The sequence below is a fragment of the Komagataeibacter melomenusus genome (assembly GCF_013155395.1).
Lineage (GTDB): Bacteria > Pseudomonadota > Alphaproteobacteria > Acetobacterales > Acetobacteraceae > Komagataeibacter > Komagataeibacter melomenusus.
On the sequence record NZ_JABJWC010000009.1, the window covers coordinates 28,475 to 52,083 of the forward strand.

17 protein-coding genes and 2 tRNA genes are annotated in these 23,609 nt (G+C 64.0%); 3 read left to right on the forward strand and 16 right to left on the reverse strand.

From position 1 onward, the window contains the following. Window positions 1-154: 154 nt before the first annotated feature. The 8 genes from bcsD to HNW77_RS05585 all read right to left on the reverse strand — a co-directional run bounded on the left by bcsD (window position 155) and on the right by HNW77_RS05585 (window position 12,646). Window positions 155-625 (reverse strand): cellulose biosynthesis protein BcsD, encoded by a 471-nt coding sequence (bcsD, locus tag HNW77_RS05550; protein WP_061271618.1) that lies wholly within the window; start codon window positions 623-625, stop codon window positions 155-157. Next, window positions 625-4,608, reverse strand: coding sequence for a cellulose synthase subunit BcsC-related outer membrane protein (locus tag HNW77_RS05555; protein ID WP_172155941.1), 3,984 nt, complete (start codon window positions 4,606-4,608; stop codon window positions 625-627). Before HNW77_RS05555 ends, bcsD begins: the two co-directional genes overlap by 1 nt. A gap of 2 nt (window positions 4,609-4,610) precedes the next feature. Further along, window positions 4,611-7,034 (reverse strand): cellulose biosynthesis cyclic di-GMP-binding regulatory protein BcsB, encoded by a 2,424-nt coding sequence (locus HNW77_RS05560; protein WP_276592070.1) that lies wholly within the window; start codon window positions 7,032-7,034, stop codon window positions 4,611-4,613. Next, window positions 7,021-9,285 carry a UDP-forming cellulose synthase catalytic subunit gene (gene bcsA / locus HNW77_RS05565; RefSeq protein ID WP_172155943.1) on the reverse strand — a complete coding sequence of 755 codons (2,265 nt, stop codon included), beginning with the start codon at window positions 9,283-9,285 and terminating at the stop codon, window positions 7,021-7,023. The genes HNW77_RS05560 and bcsA overlap by 14 nt, the downstream gene beginning before the upstream one ends. 176 nt (window positions 9,286-9,461) lie before the next feature. Then, a complete protein-coding gene (locus tag HNW77_RS05570) occupies window positions 9,462-10,460 on the reverse strand; it encodes an endoglucanase (protein ID WP_276592071.1) in 999 nt (332 codons plus the stop codon). Continuing rightward, window positions 10,457-11,455 carry a glycosyl hydrolase family 8 gene (locus tag HNW77_RS05575; RefSeq protein WP_241694315.1) on the reverse strand — a complete coding sequence of 333 codons (999 nt, stop codon included), beginning with the start codon at window positions 11,453-11,455 and terminating at the stop codon, window positions 10,457-10,459. The genes HNW77_RS05570 and HNW77_RS05575 overlap by 4 nt, the downstream gene beginning before the upstream one ends. Before the next feature lie 683 nt (window positions 11,456-12,138). Next, window positions 12,139-12,214, reverse strand: a tRNA-Glu gene (locus HNW77_RS05580). A gap of 78 nt (window positions 12,215-12,292) precedes the next feature. After that, window positions 12,293-12,646 (reverse strand): hypothetical protein, encoded by a 354-nt coding sequence (locus HNW77_RS05585; protein WP_172155947.1) that lies wholly within the window; start codon window positions 12,644-12,646, stop codon window positions 12,293-12,295. 48 nt (window positions 12,647-12,694) lie between these two features. On the opposite strand from HNW77_RS05585, the gene HNW77_RS05590 reads away from it, so the two are divergent. Both HNW77_RS05590 and rpoH read left to right on the forward strand, forming a co-directional pair. Then, the gene (locus HNW77_RS05590; protein ID WP_172155949.1) at window positions 12,695-13,666 is read left to right on the forward strand and encodes an RluA family pseudouridine synthase; all 972 of its coding nucleotides are present in this window, start codon (window positions 12,695-12,697) and stop codon (window positions 13,664-13,666) included. 243 nt (window positions 13,667-13,909) lie between these two features. Beyond that, a complete protein-coding gene (gene rpoH / locus HNW77_RS05595; RefSeq protein WP_172155951.1) occupies window positions 13,910-14,806 on the forward strand; it encodes an RNA polymerase sigma factor RpoH in 897 nt (298 codons plus the stop codon). Window positions 14,807-14,982: 176 nt separating this feature from the next. Here the strand turns inward: rpoH and HNW77_RS05600 are convergent, their stop codons facing one another. The 5 genes from HNW77_RS05600 to argC form a co-directional block, all read right to left on the reverse strand. Further along, window positions 14,983-16,272 (reverse strand): adenylosuccinate synthase, encoded by a 1,290-nt coding sequence (locus tag HNW77_RS05600; RefSeq protein ID WP_172155953.1) that lies wholly within the window; start codon window positions 16,270-16,272, stop codon window positions 14,983-14,985. A gap of 83 nt (window positions 16,273-16,355) precedes the next feature. Then, window positions 16,356-17,513: an ATP phosphoribosyltransferase regulatory subunit gene (locus tag HNW77_RS05605; protein ID WP_172155955.1), complete on the reverse strand. Its 1,158-nt coding sequence runs from the start codon at window positions 17,511-17,513 to the stop codon at window positions 16,356-16,358. A gap of 83 nt (window positions 17,514-17,596) precedes the next feature. Continuing rightward, the gene (locus HNW77_RS05610) at window positions 17,597-18,769 is read right to left on the reverse strand and encodes a phosphoserine transaminase (RefSeq protein WP_172155957.1); all 1,173 of its coding nucleotides are present in this window, start codon (window positions 18,767-18,769) and stop codon (window positions 17,597-17,599) included. A gap of 66 nt (window positions 18,770-18,835) precedes the next feature. Beyond that, a tRNA-Leu gene (locus HNW77_RS05615) sits at window positions 18,836-18,919 on the reverse strand. A 76-nt stretch (window positions 18,920-18,995) separates the two neighbouring features. Next, window positions 18,996-19,931, reverse strand: coding sequence for an N-acetyl-gamma-glutamyl-phosphate reductase (gene argC / locus HNW77_RS05620; protein WP_172155959.1), 936 nt, complete (start codon window positions 19,929-19,931; stop codon window positions 18,996-18,998). A 95-nt stretch (window positions 19,932-20,026) separates the two neighbouring features. On the opposite strand from argC, the gene mazG reads away from it, so the two are divergent. Then, the gene (gene mazG, locus HNW77_RS05625; RefSeq protein WP_172155961.1) at window positions 20,027-20,821 is read left to right on the forward strand and encodes a nucleoside triphosphate pyrophosphohydrolase; all 795 of its coding nucleotides are present in this window, start codon (window positions 20,027-20,029) and stop codon (window positions 20,819-20,821) included. A 91-nt stretch (window positions 20,822-20,912) separates the two neighbouring features. On the opposite strand, the gene HNW77_RS05630 is transcribed toward mazG, so the two are convergent. The 3 genes from HNW77_RS05630 to hfq all read right to left on the reverse strand — a co-directional run bounded on the left by HNW77_RS05630 (window position 20,913) and on the right by hfq (window position 23,573). Further along, entirely contained in the window at window positions 20,913-21,749 is an 837-nt protein-coding gene (locus HNW77_RS05630; protein ID WP_172155963.1) for an inositol monophosphatase family protein, read from the reverse strand. Window positions 21,750-21,987: 238 nt separating this feature from the next. After that, entirely contained in the window at window positions 21,988-23,298 is a 1,311-nt protein-coding gene (gene hflX / locus HNW77_RS05635) for a GTPase HflX (protein ID WP_172155965.1), read from the reverse strand. Next, window positions 23,295-23,573, reverse strand: coding sequence for an RNA chaperone Hfq (hfq, locus tag HNW77_RS05640; RefSeq protein ID WP_172155967.1), 279 nt, complete (start codon window positions 23,571-23,573; stop codon window positions 23,295-23,297). The genes hflX and hfq overlap by 4 nt, the downstream gene beginning before the upstream one ends. Window positions 23,574-23,609 lie beyond the last annotated feature (36 nt).

Consider the following 23,609-nt stretch of genomic DNA (forward strand, 5'->3'; position numbering starts at 1 on the left):
CAACCCGTTTGTGAAGCACCCGGCCCCCGCGCCGCATGATCTAGCGCAAAAACAGGGCAAAGAATGGGGGCCGTGTACGCAAAAAAACCCTGCCTACAGGGCACGGACTCGCCTGTAGGCAGGGTTTTGACGCACATGGCGCGGCTGACCAGAATCAGGTCGCGGCGCTGCGGGTGCGCATGTACAGGATCACCGTCTGCGCCGGGACCGAGTTCAGGTCTTCCGCATCGATATCGCGCGTCACGACATAGTCACCGAATGCGCCGGGCTGCGACGTGATCCAGCGGCCATAAAGCCCTTCCAGCACCGGCGCGAGCCATGTGCCGGCGGGCTCGCCCGCGCTGCCCACCTGCGGCAGGTCTTCATGCACGATGCGCATGGCCTGCTCTTCGGCCAGCAGGTCCAGCTTCACGTAGCCCCAGTTGATCATGGCCAGCAGGGCGTTCAGCTCGATCTGAAGCTGGTGGATGGTGTTGCACAGCGGCGGCTGGAAACGACCAGCCATACCCCGGCCGACCTCGCGCAACAGGTCATTGCGGACCTCGATCCCGGCCTGATCATCGATCTCCCAGGACAGGGCCTGCAGGAAAAGCGAAAAGTCCGGTTTTGCGTTCAAAGTTGTCATTACTGGTCCATAATAAGATAGTGTGCGGAAATCATGGCGCCGCTTTCAGTCCAGTTACCGGCCTTCTGATAGCGCCCCGACAGATCAAGACGAACATTGCGTGTAAAGCGATAGCCAACCCTAGCATTAAAGCCACCGGTAAGACCAGCAATACTATCCCCGGGATAATAGGCGCTGTTCACCGTTTCCTGTGACAGATAATCCGTTGGCAGGGCATTCTGCACAAAATTCGATGCGACGTAATTGGCGCCGGACTGCAGCAGCGATGACGTGGGGAAGAAGGGCGCCGAGTGCTCATGGAACACCTGGTAGCCCACGCTGCCCGTCACATCCCAGTCCAACCGCTTGTGCTGGCCCGCGTAGCGGATCGGCACGGTCGCCGCGTAATAGGATTGCGGCGAGAAGTAACCACCCTGCCCGTAGGTATAGAAATCCTCGTTCTTGGCATAACCGAAATACGTCAGGCTCACGCCGATGCGCACCAGCATGTTGGCGTTATGCCACACCAGCGTGTTGGCGCCGATGCCGGCTTCACGCTCGCTGTTGCGCTGCACGTTCTTACCGGTCTGGATCGCGTAGCCACCGCCACCATACAGGATGGTGTTGCCCAGCGTCGCCTCGACCTGACCGTGGAAGTGGTTGGTCACCACCCCACCCCATTCGCTCCCCCACTGCTTGGTCAATTCATGACCATAGACCTGGCGCGCGTAACGACCGACCTCACTGTTGTAGTTCGGATCACGCAGGCCACCATAAGACAGCACGCTGTTGGTGATCGACCGCCGCTCGGCGCTGACGCGGAACGTGACCGGCCCCACCCGCGGCGAGAACTCGACGCCACCCAGCACGTTGGTGATGGGGAAACCGATGGGCGAGGCGCCGACATCGGCACGCACCCAGCTATTACCGAACTGCACATCCGGCGCAAATCCGGCCTCGCCTGCACCCGCCGCAATACGCTGGGTATGGTTGGCACCGAGGAAATCAAGCGCCCCGCACGAACTGTGGCCCGCGCACTGGTTGGCGGCCTGCGTTGCCATGAACGTACCATAACGCGGCACGTCATAGACGGAGCCTGTGTTGAGCTGGCCCGACCAGATCATGGTTGGCGTGATCGAGAAGGTCAGGGCGGAAGCACCGGCCTGCAGTGGCAGGCGCCCCACGATGGGAATGTTCGCCTCCGTCAGGCGACCCATGCCATGCTCGCCCGAACGCGACCGGAACCCGAGGCCACCATCGATGGAGGGGGCAAGGTTCTCGCGCAGCGTATGGATCTGGCCGGCAATGGAGGAGAGCATCTGGTCCGACGTATCGGGCGATGCCGCCTCGGCGCTGTAGGAACCGCCGGTTACAGGCGCGCCGAGTTCCGTCTGGTGGCCATAACCACGCGGGCGGAACGGGTTGGTCGACGGGGGCGCCAGCGCCTCTTCCTGCGCTACGGCCGCACTGGATGAAGCCCGCGTGCCCTCAACCTGCTGCAGGCGCAGGTCATAAGCCCGGCGCAGGTCCTCGATGGTGCGCTGCCCGTGGCCGTCAGCCTGGTCAGCCACGGCCATGGCCAGCCAGGCGCGGGCATCCATCGGGCTTTCCTGCACGCCATCCATGGCGAGACGGGTGGCAAGGCTGTTGTGGTCGCTGTTGACCGCGGCCTGCACCGCGGCCTGCCGCGCATCCAGATCCTGCGGGTTGTGGCGCAGCACCGCAAGGTCGATCTCGAGCGCCTTGCCCGGCTTGCCGTGGCCGTTATACAGCCGCGCGAGCGCCAGCTTGGGTGATGTTGCCTCCGGGTCGGCCTGCAGGGCGGGCGCAAGATGGTCATAGGCCTGCGCCTGATCGCCCCGCTGGTTCAGCAGGTCAGACTGCGCGACCGAGATGCCCATGCGCAGTTGCTGCAGCGTCTGCATCTGCTCGGGCAGCAACGCATTGCCCGCACCCGAACCCGTGCCGTCACCAAGCGGCGCGAGCAGGCGCGCGGCGGCCACCGGGTTGCTGATCTTCATGTATTCGGTGGCGTAGGACAGGCGCTGGTCAGGCGAGAGATCGATGGTGCGCGTCGAGGCGATGCGCAGCGCCATGCGGGCATGCACCATGTCGCCACGCTGGCGGAACAGGTCGGCCACCGCCACGCCGCGCGCGCCCGTCGGATCAGGCTGGGAAAGGGCCTCGCGGATCAGCGGCACCGGGTTGGACACCATGGACAGGCGGCTGGCCAGATCCTGCTTGATTTCCATTTCCTCGGCAATGGAGCGGATCGCGGGGGAATAATCCGCAGGCGACAGCCCGGCCAGAAGCTGGCGGGTCATCGCATCATTGCCACTGCCATAGGTATAGAGAATACCGGCCTGGCGGTCCTGCGCGGTAACGGGATTGGCCAGCACAGGCTGCATCACGCGCCCGGCTTCAGCCACGTCGCCCTGCTGCTGCAACGCATTGGCAAGGTTGATGCGCACCCACGGGTCACGCGGGGCCTGGGCCATCGCTTCACGCAGGATGGAAACCTTGCGCGCCGAATCCGACGTCTGTGATGCCGCCGCCATCAGGCCGGAAACCTCGATTTCCCCCACCTGGCTGGCATATTGCGGGCTGACGCGCGACAGAAGCTGGCGTGCCTCCGCCGTGTTGCCCTGCGCCATGTCCACCCGCGCCAGCCCCATCAGGGCCAGCTGGTTATTGGGTTCACGCGACAGGATGCCACGATATTCCTGCTCGGCGGCGGCGATCTGGCCGGTCGAACGCTGCAGGTCGGCCAGCATCAGGGTCGCGCCAGTGTACTGCCCGGGCTGGCGGGCCAGCGTGGCAAGCTTCTGCTTGGCCTCGGTGTACTGATGGGCGGCGATCATCTGGCGAACGGAGGCATATTCCCCGCTGACCTCCATGCCCGCCAGCGCGGGGCGCCAGCGATCGGCGGTCTTGGGGTCGGCGGCCATCGCTTCCTCAAAATAACGATGTGCCTCGGCGGTATCACCCTGCCGCATGCTCACGAGCCCCATGCCGCCTAGCGAATCAGCATCATGGGAATTGATCTGCAACGCCGACTGGAAGGACTGCTCGGCTGCGGAAAGACGGCCCGCGTTAAGCTGCTGGTAACCGGCCTGGCGCGCGAGCCCCGCCTTGTCCGGCGGGCCGCCGGGGGGGGGGTGGAGCATATGTTCGCGCAGCGCGGTATCATTGGGGTGGGCGGAAAGCCACTGCTCCATAAGGGGCTGCGTATCGGGGTTGACCGGCAGCCAGCTCAGGGTCTGGCGATAGGATTGTGTCGCGGCGGCGGCCTCGACCGGCGCCTGACTGCGGAAGGTCTGCAGATCCTTGAGCCGTGTCAGGCCTTCCATGCGGGTCGAGGTATTATAGGTCAGGGTCTGGGCAAAGGCGAGCTGGGCGCGGTAATCCTGCGGGTTGGATGCAACGATCCCGGCCAGGCCCGCGCGGGCCTGGTCCCACTGGCTCGGCACGCCAGCCATGGTCTGGTAGTATTCCACCGCGAGCGAACGGGGCGGCTTGCCACCGTGGAACAGCTTCTGGTACCCCGCCACCGCCTGCGCGTTCTGGCCCGAACCCGCCAGCGAGCGGATCTGTGACAGGTCGCTCTGGGAAATGGCCCGCTCGCTGAGCAGGTCACTCAGGTTGCCAGCCGCCGCACTGCCCGGCGCCACCTGCTGCAGGCGGCGCAGCGTATCGGCTGCGGCCTCGCGGTTGCCAACGGCCGCCTGGTATTCACCCTGCATTTCCAGCACGTCAGGGGAATTGGGGGCGATGCGCTCCGCATTCTGCAGGGCCTGGCGGGCATTGTCATATTGCTGCTGCTGGAGCCAGAAGCGTGCCTGCTGCAGCAGGATCTGCCGTGGTGCCGCAGCCGTGTTCGTGGCAGCGGCCGTCATGGTCGTGGAAGCCTGCTGCGCCTGCGCGGCAGGAACCGCCACCAGCACCGTCATGCAGCTGCTGGCCAGCAGGGCACCAGAAAGCGAAAGGGCGTATCGCCTGTTCATGATCACGTTCTCTGCCTTTCTTCCTGCAACTCCTTGCGGCGGCGCAGAGCATGCTTGGCCAGGGCGCGCACCATGACGGCCACCACCAGCAGGCAACCGAACAGGCCAACCAGGATCACGCGGCTGGGATGGTTGTGCATATACCAGTCAGGCTTGAGCAGCAGCGGCACGGTGCCAACCGTATAGAGCGGCGAACTGCGGTAGGATGTCAGGTCATCCCCGTGCGCCAGCACCAGATCCCCCTGGATCTTGGCCTGGTTTTTCCGCTGCGCCAGGATCTGCACAAGGTTGTTGAGCCCCTGCCCGTCGCCTGAAAGCAGCGCAAGCACGGTCCGCCCCGAAGCCAGCGGCGATTCCGCCTCAACCATCGCGGCCACGCCACCGCTGAGCGTGCTCTCGACCTCGGTCGGGGCCGTATGGCTGATGGCCGACATGGGATCCTGGAACAGGTTCCACACGCCACTCAGCGTCGAGCGCAGGGCCATGTGCAGCCGCCCGTCAGAAATCTGATAGGACGAATTGCTCAGCAGTTGCGAAACATCACCGCTATTGGCCAGCGTTGACAGGACAATCAGGTTCCGGTCCGCCACGTCATTTACATGGTCGCTCGAGACCACATCCACGCCGGACACCGGATACCACGTCGTCGCCCCCATGAAGCCCATGAGGTCGAGATAGGCGCTGACAACCATGCCATTGGGGTGTTCGGGCAGCACCACGGCCGAGCGCGACAGATCGGCATAGGTGGTGAACGGATAGCCGGCACTGGCCATGAAGGCGAGGTTGGGCATCTGGGTGATGTGATAGGCGTTGGACAGATCGATCGTCGAATCCGGGTCAACACCCATATGGAACGTGCTCGGACCGGGTTTGCAGCCCGGCTCTGTCATCGCGGCCATCTCGAAATAGAACAGCAGCTGGTTCTGGCCAAAGACCCGGTAGGTCGGGATCGGCATGGTGTGCTGCTGCACGCTGTCGTTGTGATGGCCGATACCTACGCGGCTCAGGAGCTGGTCCAGTGTCGAATCCGGCTCGCGCAGCGGGTAGGCCTCGAGATAGGTATCGTTGATACCCACATTGAGCGACGAGCGCGACACATCGACGATCGGACCCGGCGGCGCGCGGAAACGGATGTTCAGCTTGAACGGCCGGTCGCGCCATGTGTACAGGTCAGGCGAGACGCGGAACGGCACCGCCAGCGGTCCGGGCGCGTAACCTTCAGCCTGCAGCGCGCTGTCCGGCACCAGTTCACCAAGCCGGACCGGGCGATTGGTGGGAATGAAGGAGGGCGCATCATTCGCAGCGCGGGCCCCGACATCAATCGGCGCCACGTCCATGCGGTTGGCCGTGGGCAGGGTGCTTGACCCGAAGCCGATGCCCTTGCTCGCGGTGATGACTTCATCACGGTCACGCCCCGTTACGAGCAGCACCGTGCCGTTGGGGTCGGATGGATTGGCCACCTCCATGAGCGTGGGCCCATTGACCGACTGGCGCCCGAGGGCGGAAGGCAGTTCGTCGGCCACGCCCACAACAACGGCATTGCCCGTTTGCGGAATGGTGGAGAAGACCGGGAAGGTGACGCCACGGAAGTCGGTCTGCTGGCCGAACCAGGATGCCAGGATGCCCGTCGCCTTCAGCACTTCGGGATCAAATGTCTGTGCGAGAACGAACGGAATGACGATCTTCTGCTTTACGTTCTTGTCGAAGAACGGCTGGGGCAGGCGCGACAGCTGGCGGCGCGGGGGAAGCGGTATGGTGGTGATCTGCAGTTCCGAGTGTTCGGATACGCTTGCCCACAGCAGGCCGTTGCTGGGGTCCGTGCAGCCCTTCGAGCTGGAAGCGAAGCTGAAGTTCAGCCGGTTGCCGCTGATGAAGAAGATGGGGTTGATATCGAACGAGAGCGGCCCAAATGTAGGATGTGTGGGGTCCGGGCGCAGCGTACCGATGAACTGCTCGTTCAGCGTGATCGTGACCGCGCTGGTATCCGGCTGGAGGCTGGGCGACATGGCACCGGACACGACAAGCCGCGCCGACGTGACCAACTGGTCGGCGGGAATGCCGAACTGCAGGCCCTGCAGCGTGGCGGCGCCCTGCATTTTCAGGGCACTCTGCGCACCGAGTTCCTTGAGGGAATACGTATGCACCGTCGCCACGTCAGATGCGGCAATGGCGTTCTCGGCGTTGTCCACGACCGCGTCAGCCGCGCTGGCGGCAGTCGTATCCGCTGCTGGCGGGGTGGCGGCAGGCTGGTCCGTACTCGCGGGCGCGGGCGTTGCAGCCTGCGGGGCCGCCGCAGGGAGAGGTGGCAGATCGGAACCTGCGGGCTGCTGGGCTGGCGCCCTGGAAGCAACAGGTGCAGCCTGTGCCCCCGTTGCAAAGACCAGCAGCGCGATCAGGGACACCATTTTCATATCACGAGGCCGCACGGCTGATCGTTCCTTCCTGTGTCTGTCCACTCTGGATGGTTGTGGGCTCCCTGCGCTCAACCGGTAGTGTAAGTGGCTTAGTTTTTGGGCGGCTATTGGCCATCATTTTGCCTTTTTTGCGGAACAGCGCCTTAATGCTGTGCAGCAGGCTCAACAGGCTGCGTAGCGGTTTGTCATCCTCGTAATTGTTCCATTGCAGCCAGGCATCGGCCCGTCCGAACACGAAGCGGACAATGTCGCGTTCCGTATCAAGATCGTTATTGTCCCATGTGAACACGGCCTTGCCATTCGTGCAGCGCAGCATGGTGGCGGGGATGTCGATCTCCTCGCCATCGAGCACGGCATGGATACGTGTCTTGACAGGCCCCGTGTTGACATCGGGCCAAGGCATATGCACGGCAACACCACCCATCGAGACATCCTGCGTCATGCCCGGCGTCGCATTATGGTAGGTATTGGGCTGCCCTTCGACCGGTGCTTCATAAACCGTGACCGGGATATGCGCTTCGACACGATGGTTGTAACGGACCTGCTTGGTCTCACGCCCCACGGCAATGGCGGCAAACAGGATGATGAGACTGATCAGCGCCCATACGCAGTTCAGCATATAAGCGTGCATCGCGATGCTATCGAGCTGGTTGTAATGCATGGTCATCTCGAACAGACCGACCAGCAGGCCACCCATCATGATCGTTGCAAAGATGATGTTGGGGTAGGTGGCGCCAAGGTCGAACTCTTCTTCCTCCAGCACGCCGCCTTTTTCCGTCACGTTGAACTTGCCCTTGGAGGGGAAGAGCATGGTGACGACGGTCACGCGCACCAGGAACAGCGCCATGGTGGTTTCGTACACTTCACTCCAGAACGAATAGCGCCAGCCCTTGTTCACCTTGGCGGCGGTCGCGATGGAGTGGAACATGTGCGGAATGGCGTAGGCCGCCACGGCCGTCGGCGAGGCGGCGATGATGTTCTGCCCCGCGAACAGGAAGGCCAGCGGCGAGGCAAGGAAGATGACGCGCGGAATGGCAAAGAAGAACGACGTCATGGCCGAGAGATAGCACAGCCGCTGCCCAAGCTTCAGGCCCCGCCCGAGCATCGGGTTATCCACGCGGAAGATCTGGATCATGCCGCGCGCCCAGCGCATGCGCTGGCCGATATGGGTTGTCAGTCGCTCGGTGGCCAGGCCACTGGCAACGGGAATGCGCAGGTAGGCGGTGGACCAGCCGCGGCGCTGCATGCGCAGGGCGGTATGGGCATCTTCCGTCACGGTTTCAACCGCGAAGCCGCCAATCGATTCAATGGCCTCACGCCGCAGGATGGCGCACGAGCCGCAGAAGAAGGTGGCATCCCAGAAATCGTTACCATCCTGAATAACGCCGTAGAACAGGTTGCCTTCCGGCGGCGTGCGGTAGCCCACGGCCAGGTTACGCTGGAACGGATCGGGGGAGTAGAAGTGATGCGGCGTCTGCATCAGGGCGATCTTGCGGTCGGCAACCATCCACCCCATGGCGATCTGCAGGAACGCGCGTGTCGGAATATGGTCACAATCCAGGATGAGGATGTAATCGCCAGAGGTCCGCTTAATGGCGTGGTTGAGGTTACCCGCCTTGGCGTGCGCGCTATCGACGCGCCCGATATAGAGGGCGCCGCACTCCTTGGCGAACTGCTCGAATTCGGGCCGCACACCGTCATCAAGGATATAGACATTCACTTTATCGGGCGGCCAGTCGATGCCCAGCGCGCCCAGCACGGTCAGGCGCACGATGCTCAGCTGCTCGTCGTAGGTCGGAATGAAGACATCGACGGTCGGCCAGTCATCAACATTGTCAGGCAGGGGCAGCGGCGAGCGATGGAGCGGCTGGATTGTCTGGAAATAGCTGAGAAACAGCATATACAGGGCATACAGCTCGGCCATGAGCAGGGTTACGCCCAGTATGCCCTGTATCCATGTATTGAAGTCGAGCGTTTCGGTCAGGCGCCATGTCAGGTAACGCAGGGAGACCAGCGCCGAGAGCACCTCGAGAAAGACCTGGGTACGCCGGCTTTTGCCCCGCCCGACCACAAAAAAGATGACAACACATACACCTGCCACAATCAGCTGCTCATTATTGTTCAGCGTAACCGTGGTCGCGGCAATAAGTGCACAAAGCCCCAGCGCGCCAACTATATAGTTGGCTCCACGCAGTGACAGTATCGTGTTCGAAAAGCGGGTTAGCCTACTTTCCGCGGGTACTGGCGACTGAACCTCTGACATCAATAGCTCGTCCGATAATAAATACTGATAAAACAGGCAGTTATGTATTCAAAAGAAAACCGTCAGACGCATTCGGTCCGTCATGTCGCCTTTCGGCCCGCAGCGGGTGCGGGATGGGGGAAATCCTCCCCCCTCTTCCCTTGGCGTACCGGGAGCAGGTTACTCCCGGCACGATTTCAGGAGTCGCCGTTCGCGTCTTCACGCTTGCGCATCAGGGCATCACGCAGGCTGGGCTTGGGCACCAGCCGGTCCGTGGCCCGACCGCCAAGGGTCATGAACACTTCGGTCAGGGTAGGAGAATTGTCGGTCGGCGCGGGGCGGCCAGCCTGACTGTCATTCGGGGAACTCTTGTCAAATTTGGTCATTGTGGTCACCTTGGAAACAGGTTTTGAAACAGGCCGGGACACCGGTGCGGACTGGAACAGCCTCGGCGCGGGCGCCCGCTCGCTGCCCGTGCCGAAAAAGAAGCCCGGCCCTGTCAAACGCTGCCCACGCTGCTGCCGGGCCTTGGGCACGGGCGCCCATTCATCCGCCGCGACGGGGGCCGTTGCCGAAGCCGCACCAGAAGCCGGGGCCGGACGCGGCGCCATGAAGGAAGACACGGCAGGCCTCGGTGTGAAGGGCGGCGCTGCGGGCCGTTCCTGCCTGACGGGCGGGACCACATCAGGAGCGGACGGCGCCACGACCGCAGGCTGCTCCGGCGCGGGGGCTGCGGCAGGCTGGGGCGTGGGCTCATATGCCGGGGCCGCTACGGCTTCGGCATGGGTCGCCGCATATGTCTCGGGTTCGGCTGCGGGCGTATCGTCATGCGTGGCATAGGCCTCGGGCGCGGCCGGTGCAGGCTCCGGCTGCGCGGCATAGGCATCATGCGCATATGATGCCCCCCCGTAATGATGCACCTGCCCTGCTGTCTCGGCCGGTGCCGTTTCCGGCGCTGACGGGGCGGAATAGGCATCATCGTACGAAGAAACGGCATGCTGCGACGTTTCTTCAATGGCCTGCGCTGTGTCGGCCTCCTCATGCGTGACCTCCGGCTTGGGCGGACGCTTCTGCTTGAAGGGACGATAGTGAAAACCTGCGCTGCTGATACCATAGCCATTGGTCAGCATGCGATCGACATCCTGCTGGTTGTCGGTATTGATCTGCGTTCCCGCTTCCTTTTCAGGTGTGCTCACATTCCATCTCCCTGGTTCCGGGCGATATAGGCCAGCATGGTCAATGCGGCCGAATAATAATCGGGCGCATGATCAAGCGTGGGCAGTTCACCCGCCGATGCCAGACCCGTGCATGACGCCACGGCCAGATAGCCCGGCGGCGCATTATAGGGCGAACGCGTGCCGTTGGTCAGGTCAACCCAGCCCGGCAGGGCGGACGCGCCATAATGGTTCCAGAACCGGCTGAAATCCGCCAGCAGTTCCGGGGTCAGCATATGTGCCCAAGACAGGTAGAGCGGCACGCGAATCGCATCATACGAGAAGCGCGGCGGCCAGCCCTTGGCGATGGAGAAGGCATTGGTGTGCAGGTTGATCGATAGCCAGTCAGGCGGGAGCTTCCACTCACCGAATCGACCCTTGGCGATGATCTGAAGCCCGTCGCCCATCACCTTTGTCCACTGAGCGTCCCCCGTCAGCGCGAAGGCCTGCATGAGCGAAGGCATGACGTAATAGGAGAGGTTGAGGGTCACCGCATCCTTGGTAAGAAACCCGACAGCACCCGGCAGCAGCACCGTATAGGGGCCGACAGGCCTGGTCATGAGTTTCAGCACATCGCCGTAAATGGCCATGGCGTCCTGGATATAGTCGGCCCGCTTCCAGCGCTTGCCGGCCCAGGCCAGCCCGAGGGCGATGAGCAGGTCGCCATCGGTTGCGTTGTTCTTGTCGGCCACCGGCGGGTTATGGCCCTCAAGGTAACGCCACGAAAAGAGGGCGTCCTCCTTGTGCTGCAGGTTGGCGCGCGCCCAGGTCCATATCGCCTCGAATGCGGCCCGGTCGCCTGCGGCGGCGGAAAAGAGCATGCCGTAGCCTTGCCCTTCGCTGTGGGATTCGCCGCTATTGCCCGTATCGACGATGCGCCCGTCGGGGCGAAAATACTTGCTGCGGAAAATGGACCATTGCTGGGCGACCTGCGGATTCACGCCAATGGCGTCGTCAGCTTCAGCGCGGGAAAGCATGGGGAAGCTGCCAGCCGCAGCCATGACGGACAGAAAGGAGCGACGCCCCATTCCGGATACATGTTTTTGCAGCTTCATAAAATCCAACAGCATCTACCACCACACCCTCAAGAAGTCTGAACCCATGTCACCGCCTGGCGGAACGCCTGCCGCGCCCTCGATACCCTGCCGTGCCATGACGCCTTAATCGGAAACTCCTCCATCCTGCAAGTCGAAGGCGACCATTCCGGGACAGACTTTATTACTGAAAAGGACCATAACGTCTCTCCCCCCGGCGGTGAAACCGCCACCAGCGCCACAACTGGCTACAGGGAGGAGGAAGTTGCATTTTTGTCACGCAGGAGCACATGGCGCCCCATAAAAACCGTTGATAATTCCTAAGGAAATGAAAGAAGAGACATGTGGCAAATGATCGCCGTTCACTATGGTGCCATCTTTCGTAAAATTAAAAGGCGGAAAATATTTTTAAATTTCAAACCCGATTGATCTGAATCAATGCTTTTTGGGTAATTCGCCGCGGCAGTATATAAGTTGCCTTTATTATATATTAATATAAAAAAAGTTGCCTTGCCATAGCGCACCCACGCTTCGCGCAAAGATATTTGTCAAAAACGCAGTACATACGAAAAACCCGCCTTGCGGCGGGTTTTCATTCAGTCGGCCTTGTAACATCCAGCCAAGGCTGGCGTCCCGTAGGGGATTCGAACCCCTGTTGCCGCCGTGAGAGGGCAGTGTCCTAGGCCTCTAGACGAACGGGACAAAAGGCCGGTAGCCGCCTTCTAAGCGATGTTGCGGGGGCATGCAAGCAAAGAATCATGCATGCCCCCACATTTCCGTTCAGGGCTGCCCCAGCACCAGCCGCGCCGTGATGCGCCGCGCAGCGGGGTCCCATACGATGATGCGCTCGGCCACGCCGCCGCCTGCCAGCGCCACGGCCAGCAGGCCGTCCGCCCGCGCGGTGACCGAACGCACGCTCGTGCCCGGCGGTTCGTCAACCACAAGCGCCGCCTGTGCCGGCATGTCCGGCCCGGCCACCGCGGGGCCTGCCACAGCCATCGCGGCCACTGGCGGGGGGGCGGGATGCATCATGCGATGCACCAGCACGCCCACCAGCGCCAGCGACCCGAGGAACAGCAGAACCCCCATGCCGATCACCGCGGCGAGCAGCGCGCGCGATCCCTGTTTTTCCATTCCGTGCTTTCCGTTCCCGAATACCGTTTTTTCCGATAGACACATGCCATGAACGACACTGCCCCCCCTGCCCCGATCATCGCCACCGCCGATGATGCAGGCCAGCGCACCGACCGCTTTATTGCCAACGCGGTCGAAAGCCTTTCGCGCTCGCGCGTCAAGTCCCTTATGGAAAGCGGGCACCTGCTGCGCAATGGCGATCCGCTGCGCGACCCGGCCGAACCCGTGCGGGCAGGCATGTGTTATGAAATTCGCCTCCCCCCCGCAATCCCCGCAACGCCGCAGAGCCAGGACATCGCACTCACCATATTATACGAGGACCGCGACCTGATCGTGCTCGACAAGCCCGCCGGCATGGTGGTGCATCCCGCACCGGGCAATGAGGACGGCACGCTGGTCAACGCCCTGCTCGCCCATTGCGGCGAGAGCCTGACCGGCATCGGCGGTGAAAAGCGCCCCGGAATCGTGCACCGGCTGGACAAGGACACATCGGGCCTCATGGTCGCCGCCAAGACCGAGATGGCGCATCAGGCCCTGTCCCTTGCCTTTGCCGAGCGGCGGATCGACCGCGCGTACGAGGCCCTGTGCTGGGGCATCCCCACACCGGCCAGCGGGTCGTTCGATGGCGCGATCGGGCGCGACAGGCGCGACCGCAAGCGCATGGCGGTGGTGACCGGCACCAGCGGCAAGCACGCGCTCACCCATTACCGGATTCTCAATACCTTCCATGGCGGGCTTGCGCATGTGCAATGCAAGCTGGCCACCGGGCGCACGCACCAGATCCGGGTGCATTTTGCCCATGCCGGGCACGCGCTGGTGGGCGACCCGGTCTATCTGCGCCGCATCCCCGCCGCCGCCCGCGCCCTGCCGCCCGCGGCAAAGACCGCAGCGCTGGATTTTGGCCGCCAGGCGCTGCATGCGCGCAGGCTGGGCTTCATCCACCCGCGCAGCGGCGAGGAGATGCTGTTTGAAAGCGCGCCGCCGGAAGACTTTCGCCAGCTTCTGGCCGATATTGCCTGATTATCAGGCATATTCATTGACACGAGCAGGAACAATGCTTATGTTCGATGATTGTTCGCCGGGGCCGACGCCCCCAGGCTAACTGGACGTCCTGTATGGAACTGCCCAGGATGGGGGTTGCATGCAGGGACGTGAGAAGTCCAGTCGTGCGTCTAGCAGAGTGATGATGCAACCCGCCCGGTCACAATGACGTTGAGCCGGATTACAGCTGCCCCCATCCCTCTGGTACAGGAGTCCGTTGCAATGGCCTCTTCTGCTCTTATTTCCGGTCCCGAAAACAACCTCTCCAAATACCTTCGGGACATCCGCAAATTCCCCATGCTCTCCCCCGAGGAGGAGCTTCGCCTCTCCCATCGCTGGAAGGACAAGGGCGATACCGAAGCCGCCCACAAGCTTGTCACCTCCCACCTGCGCCTCGTGGCCAAGATCGCCATGGGCTATCGCGGCTATGGCCTGCCGGTGGGCGAACTGATCAGCGAAGGCAATATCGGGATGATGCAGGCCGTGCGCCGCTTCGACCCCGATCGGGGCTTCCGCCTGGCCACATACGCCATGTGGTGGATCCGTGCCGCGATACAGGAATACATCCTGCATAGCTGGTCACTGGTGAAGATCGGCACAACCGCCGCCCAGAAAAAACTTTTCTTCAACCTGCGTCGCCTCAAGGGCCAGATGCAGGCCATTGACGATGGCGACCTCAAACCCGAGCAGGTCAACAAGATCGCCCAGTCCCTCGGCGTGCCCGAGCAGGACGTGGTGAACATGAACCGCCGCCTCGCCGCCCCCGACCACAGCCTGAACGCGCCGCTGCGCATGGATGGCGAGGGCGAGTGGCAGGACTGGCTGGTGGATGACAACGACAACCAGGAACAGACCCTGGCGGAGAGCGAGGAATATTCCGGCCGCCAGGCGCTTCTGGCCAATGCCATGAAGGGCCTCAACGACCGCGAGCGCCACATCCTGACCGAGCGCAGGCTCAAGGATGAACCGGCTACGCTGGAAGAACTGTCGCATGTCTACAACATATCACGCGAGCGGGTGCGCCAGATCGAGGTCCGTGCCTTTGAAAAGGTACAGAGCGCGATGAAGGCCGAAGTCGCCACCCGCCGTGCGCAGCATGCGGAAGGGGCGGAAGCCTGAAATAAAGGCGGCGTTCTTTAAAGCTTTTAAAATTAAAGCCCCGCATGCCAATGGCCTGCGGGGCTTTTTCTTTGAAAATAATAAGAAGTTTTTGGTGAAGCTTTTTTCAAAAAGCTTCAAAAAATGCCGCCCTCCAGTATGAAGGGCGGCACCCAAGAACATCTATCCAGCCGCGATCAGTCCTCGAACGGGTCGCGCATCAGGATGGTGTCATCACGCTCGGGGCTGGTGGAAAGCAGGGTGACCGGCGCCTCCACCAGTTCCTCGATGCGGCGGACATACTTGATGGCCTGCGCGGGCAGTTCGGCCCAGGAGCGTGCGCCCTTCGTGCTGTCCTTCCAGCCTTCCATCCTCTCGAACACCGGGCGGATGCGCTGCTGCGCGCCGGGCGCCGAGGGGAAGTGCTTCGTGGTCTTGCCGTCGAGTTCGTAGCCCACGCAGATGCTGATCTCGTCCAGCCCGTCCAGCACGTCCAGCTTGGTCAGGGCCAGGCCATTCACGCCGCCCACGCGCACCGCACGGCGCACCAGCACGGCATCAAACCAGCCACAGCGGCGGGGGCGGCCCGTCACGGTGCCGAATTCATGCCCGCGCTCGCCAATGATGCGGCCCATCTCGTCATGCAGTTCGCTGGGGAACGGCCCCTCGCCCACGCGGGTGGTGTAGGCCTTGGCAATGCCCAGCACGAAGCCGATGCTCGTCGGCCCCACGCCAGCCCCCGTACCCGCATTGGCGGCAACGGTATTGGATGAGGTCACATACGGGTAGGTGCCGTGGTCGACATCAAGCATCACGGCCTGCGCGCCCTCGAACAGGATGCGCGAACCGCCACGGCGGCTGTCATCAAGCAGGTCCCACACAGGCGCCATGAAGGGCAGCACGCGGGGGGCGACAGTGTTGAGGAAGGCGAGCAGTTCGGCCTTGGTGAAGGTCTCGGCACCCAGCCCCTTGAGCAGGGTGTTGTGGTGCAGCAGCAGTTCGTCAAGCTTCCAGTCCAGCGTTTCCGGCTCGGCCAGGTCGCACAGGCGGATGGCGCGGCGGGCCACCTTGTCCTCATAGGCGGGGCCGATGCCGCGCCCGGTGGTGCCGATCTTGCGCTCGCCACGGGCCGCTTCGCGCGCGCGGTCAAGCGCGCCATGCACGGGCAGGATCAGGGGGGCGTTTTCCGCGATCTTCAGCGTATCGGGCGTGACCTTCAGGCCCTGGGCGGTCACGCGGTCGATTTCCTTGAGCAGCGCCTCGGGGTCAACCACCACGCCATTGCCGATCACGCCCATCTTGCCGCGTACGAGGCCAGAGGGCAGCAGGGAGAGCTTGTAGGTCTGCTCACCCACAACCAGCGTGTGGCCCGCATTGTGGCCGCCCTGAAAGCGCACGACCACATCGGCGCGGCTGGCCAGCCAGTCCACGATCTTTCCCTTGCCCTCGTCACCCCACTGGGTGCCGATCACGGTGACGTTGGACATTTCATGCTCCTTGATATGCTGCCCGGCAGCCACTGCGCGGCCAGCCGGAAAAAACGGGGTCGGTTCAGAAAAAAGAAATCGGTTTAGACTTCGGCGCCATTCACCGGCACGAGCTGGCCATCCACCACCACCAGCGTGCAGGCCAGCAGGGCGGCCTGCACCAGCGGGTCTTCATCGGGGCCAAGGGCGCTGACCGTGGCATAGCCCGCAGCCCGCAGGGCGGCCGCCTTTTCCGCCGGCGTGCCCCACGGCACGAAGATGCGCGTGCGGCTGGGCAGGGGCGGCGCCGCGCGCAGGATGATGTCGGGCCGCAGGGTGATGCCACAGGCCGGTTCATCATCGTTGGACAGGTAGCGCCCGCCCCGGCCCAGCTCCTCGCGCTGCCCGGCAGCATAAACGCTCACGCACACGCCGGTATGATACTGCCAGCCCCGGAACTCCACCGGGTCCACCGTCAGGCGGATGCCGGGCACGCGGGCCTCGATGGCGGCAACGGTGGCCGCCAGTCGCTCGCTCAGGGCGCGCACGGCAGGCGGCAGGTCAACAGCTGCCAGCTCGGCCAGCGCGCCCTGCGCCGGGCCTGCCGCGTGCAGGAGGCGGATCAGCACATCGGCCAGTGCGCCGCCATGCCGCGCCACGGCGGCGGCATCCTTGCGGTCAAGCGCGCGCATGAGCATGCCGCGCACGGAGCCCTCGAACCCGCCCGCATCGAGCAGGGCGGTGGTGAGGGCAGGCATGGTCAGGTCGAAGGACACGCCGCGCACCTGCAATGTGGCCAGGCACTCGGCGGCCAGGGCCACGATTTCCGCATCCGCATGCGGGCCATCGGGGCCGATCAGTTCCACGCCCGCCTGCGAGATCTGCCGATCCCCCTCGCCGCGGTTGGGGGCCATGAGAATGCACGGCCCGGCATAGGACAGGCGCAGCGGGCGCGGCACGTCAGGCAGGCGCGTTGCCGCAATGCGGGCGATCTGGGGCGTCATGTCCGGCCGCAGCGCCATCATGCGCCGCGTATCGGGGTCCATCAGGCGGAAGGTCTGCGCCGCCACCGCCGCCCCCGCGCCAGAGAGCAGGGTGGTCTCGAATTCCAGCAGCGGCGGGGTCACGCGGTCATACCCATGGGCTGCGAACACGCGCACCAGGGTCTCGACGCCCGCAGCCTCGGCCTCGGCCTCGGGGGGGAGCCGGTCCACGAACCCGGCAGGCAGAAGGGCTGGGTTGAACGGCGGGTCATCAGTCATGGCAGGGCCTATCGTGCTGCATCATGCCCGCGGGCGCGCGGCCCAAGGCATGATGGATCGGACATGGAAGGAGAATGGAGGGATCAGGCGTGTTCGCGCCGCACCTGCGCATAAGCCCAGTCAAGCCACGGCAGCACGGCCGCGAGGTCTGCGGTCTCGACCGTGGCCCCGCCCCACAGCCGCAGGCCCGGCGGGGCATCGCGGTAGCTGCCCACATCCATGGCGACACCTTCCTCGCCCAGCAGGGCGACAATCTTCTTCGCCGCCGCCGTCTGGGCCGCGTGATCGAGTGCTGTAAACCAGGGGGCGACAATGCGCAGGCAGATGGCCGTGCTCGAACGGTGCGCGGGGTTGGGGGCGAGGAACCGTGCCCAGTCGGATTTTGCCTCCCATGCGGCGATGGTGGCCAGGTTGGCTTCGCTGCGCGCGATCAGCCCTTTCAGCCCGCCAATGCCTTCGGCCCATTTCAGGCCATCAAGCGCGTCTTCCACGCACAGCATGGAAGGCGTGTTGATGGTATCGCCCTTGAAGATGCCATCTATCAGGCCCTTGGCGTTGGTCAGGCGGAAGATCTTGGGCAGCGCGCGCGGCGCGGGCGTGGAGACCAGCCGCTCGACCGCGCGCGGGGAGAGCGCCAGCATGCCGTGGGCCGCCTCGCCGCCCAGCACCTTCTGCCACGACCATGTCACGACATCGAGCTTCTCCCACGGCAGGTCCATGGCGAAGGCGGCGGATGTGGCATCACAGATCACCAGCCCGTCGCGCTGCGTGGGGATGGCGGCATCATAGGGCAGGCGCGCGCCCGATGTGGTGCCGTTCCAGGTCAGCACCACGTCGCGCGACCAGTCCACCTGCGCCAGATCCGGGATCTCGCCATATTCGGCCTTGAGCACGCGGGCCTCGGGCAGCCTGAGCTGGGCGATGATGTCATTGGCCCATGTGGCCGAGAAACTCTCGAACGCCAGCACGTCCACCGGGCGCGTGCCCAGGATCGACCACAGCACCATCTCGACGGCACCCGTGTCGGATGCGGGCACGATGCCGAGCACCCAGTCCCCGGGCATGCCCAGCATGGCCTTGGAGCGGGTAATGACCTCATTGAGCCGCGCGCGCCCTTCCGCCGAGCGGTGCGAGCGGCCCACCAGCGCATCGGCCAGGGCAATGAGCGACCACCCCGGGCGCTTGGCGCACGGACCGGAGGAAAAGCGCGGATTGGCAGGCCGCACGGACGGCTTTGCAGTAAGGGCTTCAGGCAAGGGAGATAACGTCCTGTTCGCGACACGGGCATTGGCACGGCAACACCGCCAACCGGTGCGCCAGACTGGTGCGAGAGGGGGGATTCGAACCCCCATGCCTTGCGGCGGTCGATTTTGAGTCGACTACGTCTACCGTTCCGTCACTCTCGCATACAGGCACCCCGCCCGGAACAGGACGGATGATACCATGGCAATCAGTCCATGGACGTCTTGCGGACCCGCTATATCACACCGGCGGCGGCGGCTCCAGCCCCAGCATCAACGCCAGATTCTGGATCGCCGCCCCCGACGCGCCCTTGCCCAGATTGTCCAGCCGCGCGGTCAGCACCGCCTGGCCCAGCGCTTCATCGCCATGCACGCGCAGTTCCATCCGGTCGGTGCCCGCCAGCGCATCGGCCACCAGCTTGGCACACGGTTCGGCCACCGTAATGCGATCGGAACCTGCATAATGCGCCGCCAGCACCCCGTGCAGGTCGGCAAGGCCGACAGTGCCGGGCAGCAGGTCGAGATGCAGCGGCACGGACACGATCATGCCCTGCGCAAAATGCCCGACCGAGGGTACGAACAGCGGCAGTTGCGCAAGACCCGCATACAGCTTCATTTCCGCAATGTGCTTGTGGCCAAGACCCAGCCCGTACAGCTCGAAGGCCGGGCCGCCATCGCGCTCATGCGCCTCGATCATGCTGCGGCCGCCGCCGCTGTAGCCGCTCACGGCATTGATTGTGATGGGGTAGTCATCGGGCACCAGCCCGGCCTTGACCAGCGGGCGCAGCAGCGCCACCAGCCCCGTGGGGTAGCAGCCGGGGTTGGACACGCGCGCCGCCTGGCGGATGCGCCCGGGCTGGGCGGCATCCATTTCGGGAAAGCCGTAAACCCAGGCCGGGTCGGTGCGGAACGCGGTGCTGGCATCAAGGATGCGCGGCGCCGCCGCGCCCATGCCGTCGGCCATGGCCACGGCTTCCTTCGCTGCCGCATCGGGCAGGCACAGCACCACCACATCGACTGCGGCCATCATCTCGCGCCGGGCGTCGGGGTCCTTGCGGCGGGCGGGGTCGATGGAGCGCAGCGTAACCGGCAGGTGTCGGAGCCGCTCGCGGATGCCAAGCCCCGTGGTACCTGCCTCGCCATCGATAAAGACCGTCGCCTGTCCGTCGCTGCTCATGTGCCGTGTATCCTGATAAGAACTTCCCGCTGCGGGGTGTGCGATCTATACAAAACCTGCGCCCGACCGCAACACAAACAGGCAGGAACCACCCCATGCAAGACGCTGCCCTTCCCCTCCAACGCCTGCTGGACATCATGGCCCGCCTGCGCGACCCCGAGACCGGCTGCCCGTGGGACAAGGTGCAGGATTTCGCCTCCATCGCACCCTACAGCATTGAAGAAGCCTATGAAGTAGCCGACACCATCGCCCGCGAGGACTGGAACGGCCTGCCCGATGAGTTGGGCGACCTGCTGCTCCAGGTCGTCTATCACGCGCAGATGGCCGATGAGAAAGGCCTGTTCGACTTTGCCACCGTGGCCACCCTGATTGGCGACAAGATGGTCCGCCGCCACCCCCATGTGTTTGGCGAGGCCGAAGCCGCACCCGGCCAGTGGGAAAGCGGCAAGGCGCTCGAACGCCTTGCCCGCAACCGGCGCGGCACGCTGGACGACGTGCCCGTGGGCCTGCCTGCGCTGCTGCGCGCGCGCAAGCTCTCGGCGCGCGCAGCCCGCGTGGGGTTTGACTGGGATACGGTGGGCGAAGTCGCCGCCAAGGTGGATGAGGAACTCGATGAACTGAAGGTGGAGCTTGAAAGCGGCGACCGCGAAAAGATATTCGATGAACTCGGCGACGTGCTGTTCACGCTGGCCACACTGGCCCGCAAGCTCGACATGGACCCCGAGGCCTGCCTGCGCCAAGCCAATGCCAAGTTTACCCGCCGCTTTACCGCCGTCGAGCACGACCTGGCCGACCGGGGGCTGGCGCTGGCCGATGTGGACGTGAAAACCATGGAAGAGGGCTGGCAGGCGGTAAAACGCCGCGAGCGTGCAGCAATAAAAAAGACTTAAAAATCAAAAGTTTTTGGTGAAGCTTTTTTCAAAAAGCTTCAAAAGAACGCCGCTTTTTTGAAAAAAGGCGGCACCCAAAAACTTTCATCTTTCAGGGAGCCGTCAGCAGCAGGTCGTGCAGCGCCTGCCAGCTTGCCCGGTCCGGCGCATAAAGCAGCCCACCGCTGCGGTCACTCACGCGATAGGGCGCGCCATCAAAATGCGCGCTGTAGCCGCCTGCTTCCTGATGGATCAGCCAGCCTGCCAGATGGTCCCATGGCAGGGTGCGGTTGAACAGCAGGAAATGGCAGCGCCCATCGACCAGCATCAGGTATTCATGCGCCGCACAGCGGAAATCCCATGATCCTGCCACCTTGGGCAGGTTATGGGTCACCACATCACGCACGGGGGCGGGCAGGTAGCGCCATGAGGCATTGCCCGCCATCTCATGCGCGGGCACGGCGGGGGCGACCTGCAGGCGGCGCTCGCCTCCCTGGCCATCATTGAGCCACGCACCCTGGCCGCGCGCGGCCAGGGCTGCGATATTGCAGATGGGGTCCACAATCGCCCCACCCACCACTTCGCCGCCCGATACGGCGGACACCATCACGCCAAACAGCGGCACGCCCGCCGCGTAATTGGCGGTGCCATCAATCGGGTCGATCACGAAGGCCAGGTCTGCCGTGGCCAGGCCATCAAGCAGGTCGGGGCGTGCGGCCACCGCCTCCTCCCCCACCACGAGAGCCTGCGGCCAGACGGCCTGCAGGGCAGCGGTCAGGTCGCGCTCGGTCGCTTCATCCGCCACGGTCACGATGTCCATCGGCCCGGTCTTGCTGCGGATATCGGTACGGTCAAGGCAACGGAAGGAGGGCATGACATGGCGCCGTGCGGCTTCACGCATCATCGCCACCACCTTGTGCATATCCGCCAGTGTGATCCGTTGCGTCATTGCCGCCTCCACCCCTGTCCGTTGTTCAGCCCGTCATTCCTGCGCTGCCGGGCGCTGTTTTTCCACCCCATGCGCCCGCATGGCCGGAGCATCCGGCACGCCTGCATGCAAGGCCGGTATCAAAAGACTCCTGCAACCGTAAGGAGGTTTGCGGTGAAGCCTTGCGAGAAAAGCTTCGGCAAATGCCGCCTTTTTGAAAAAAGGCGGCACGCAAAAACACCTGCCTGTGCTGCGGTGCCTAATCGACCAGACAGGTCACCACGCGGCCAAACTGCATCTCGAAACGCGCGCGGTTGGCAGGCGAAAGGCGCACGGTCATCTCGGCTCCTTCCTCCCCGTCCCCACGCGCGGTCACCTCGCCATGCTCGTGCAGCCAGGCCATGGCGGCGCCCTCGGTAATGGGCACGCGGTAGCGCACCACTTCCATCGCGCGGGTCATGCGCTCATCGATTGCAGCCAGCAGGTCGGGCAGGCCATCGCCGGTAATGGCGGAAATGACCACGTTGCCCGGTCGCGCGCCCACGGCCTCGCGCCCGCCCACGAGATCGGCCTTGTTCAGCACCTCGATCACGCGGCCCTGCCAGTCGGCCTCGATCGTGCCGTTGCGCGCCATGCCCTCGAGCACCTCGATCACGTCATTGCGCTGCGAGGCGCTATCAGGATGCGAGACATCGCGCACATGCAGGATGATGTCGGCCTCCGCCACCTCTTCAAGCGTGGCGCGGAAGGCGGCGATGAGTTCGGTCGGCAGGTCGCTGATGAAGCCCACCGTATCGGACAGGATCACCCGCCGCCCCGATGGCAGTTGAATGCCACGCATGGTGGGGTCCAGCGTGGCAAAAAGCTGGTCCTGCGCATACACGCTCGCCCCGGTCAGGGCATTGAACAGGGTGGACTTGCCCGCATTGGTGTAGCCCACCAGCGCCACGATGGGAAACGGCACGCGCCTGCGCGCCTGCCGGTGCAGGCCGCGCGTGCGGCGCACCTGCTCAAGCTCGCGCTTGAGGCGCACGATGCGGTCGCCGATCATGCGGCGGTCGGCCTCGATCTGCGTCTCGCCGGGACCGCCAAGGAAGCCGAAGCCGCCGCGCTGGCGCTCAAGATGGGTCCAGGTACGCACCAGCCGGCTGCGCTGGTATTCCAGATGGGCGAGTTCGACCTGCAGCGTGCCTTCGCGCGTGGCCGCGCGCTCGCCAAAGATATCAAGGATCAGGGCGGTCCGGTCGATCACCTTGCAGCCCAGCGCGCGCTCAAGGTTGCGCTGCTGCACGGGGGTGAGCCGGGAATCGATGATGACAACGGTAATGTTGTCGGCCTTGACCGTCTCTTTAAGCGAATCGACCTGCCCACCGCCAAGCAGGGTGGCGGGACGGCGCGCGCGCAGCAAAAGCACCGCCTGGCACACAACCACCAGCCCGATGGAGGCGGCAAGGCCCACCGCTTCCTCCAGCCGGGCTTCGGCCGCGCGGGCATCATCGTGCCGGTCAGGGCGCTCCCATGGCAGGATGACAGCGGCGCGCGTGGCGGATGAAGGCGCCGCCACCGTCACGACGGGCTGCCATCCGTGGCTGCCGGTTCTTCCGTATCCTCAACCGGGGGGTCGAACAGGCTGACGGGGGTGGCAGGCATGACGGTGCTGATCGCGTGCTTGTAGACAAGCTGCGTATGCCCGTCGCGCCGCAGCAGAACGGAAAAATTGTCAAACCAGGTGATGATGCCCTGAAGCTTGACGCCATTGACGAGGAAAATGGTGACCGGCGTTTTTGACCGGCGGACGTGGTTGAGAAACACGTCCTGTACATTCTGTGAAGGTTCTTTTGCCACGGCAGGGCCTTACTTGTTATTTGTTGGGCGAAAATC

What these genes read in the sequence shown, in the direction of transcription:
- HNW77_RS05630 (WP_172155963.1), bottom strand. Translation starts at nt 21,749, where the DNA reads ATGACGCAACGGATCACACTGGCGGATATGCACAAGGTGGTGGCGATG.
- HNW77_RS05585 (WP_172155947.1), bottom strand. Translation starts at nt 12,646, where the DNA reads ATGGAAAAACAGGGATCGCGCGCGCTGCTCGCCGCGGTGATCGGCATG.
- rpoH (WP_172155951.1), top strand. Translation starts at nt 13,910, where the DNA reads ATGGCCTCTTCTGCTCTTATTTCCGGTCCCGAAAACAACCTCTCCAAA.
- HNW77_RS05600 (WP_172155953.1), bottom strand. Translation starts at nt 16,272, where the DNA reads ATGTCCAACGTCACCGTGATCGGCACCCAGTGGGGTGACGAGGGCAAG.
- argC (WP_172155959.1), bottom strand. Translation starts at nt 19,931, where the DNA reads ATGAGCAGCGACGGACAGGCGACGGTCTTTATCGATGGCGAGGCAGGT.
- HNW77_RS05605 (WP_172155955.1), bottom strand. Translation starts at nt 17,513, where the DNA reads ATGACTGATGACCCGCCGTTCAACCCAGCCCTTCTGCCTGCCGGGTTC.
- mazG (WP_172155961.1), top strand. Translation starts at nt 20,027, where the DNA reads ATGCAAGACGCTGCCCTTCCCCTCCAACGCCTGCTGGACATCATGGCC.
- bcsD (WP_061271618.1), bottom strand. Translation starts at nt 625, where the DNA reads ATGACAACTTTGAACGCAAAACCGGACTTTTCGCTTTTCCTGCAGGCC.
- HNW77_RS05555 (WP_172155941.1), bottom strand. Translation starts at nt 4,608, where the DNA reads ATGAACAGGCGATACGCCCTTTCGCTTTCTGGTGCCCTGCTGGCCAGC.
- HNW77_RS05575 (WP_241694315.1), bottom strand. Translation starts at nt 11,455, where the DNA reads ATGCTTTCCCGCGCTGAAGCTGACGACGCCATTGGCGTGAATCCGCAG.
- HNW77_RS05590 (WP_172155949.1), top strand. Translation starts at nt 12,695, where the DNA reads ATGAACGACACTGCCCCCCCTGCCCCGATCATCGCCACCGCCGATGAT.
- bcsA (WP_172155943.1), bottom strand. Translation starts at nt 9,285, where the DNA reads ATGTCAGAGGTTCAGTCGCCAGTACCCGCGGAAAGTAGGCTAACCCGC.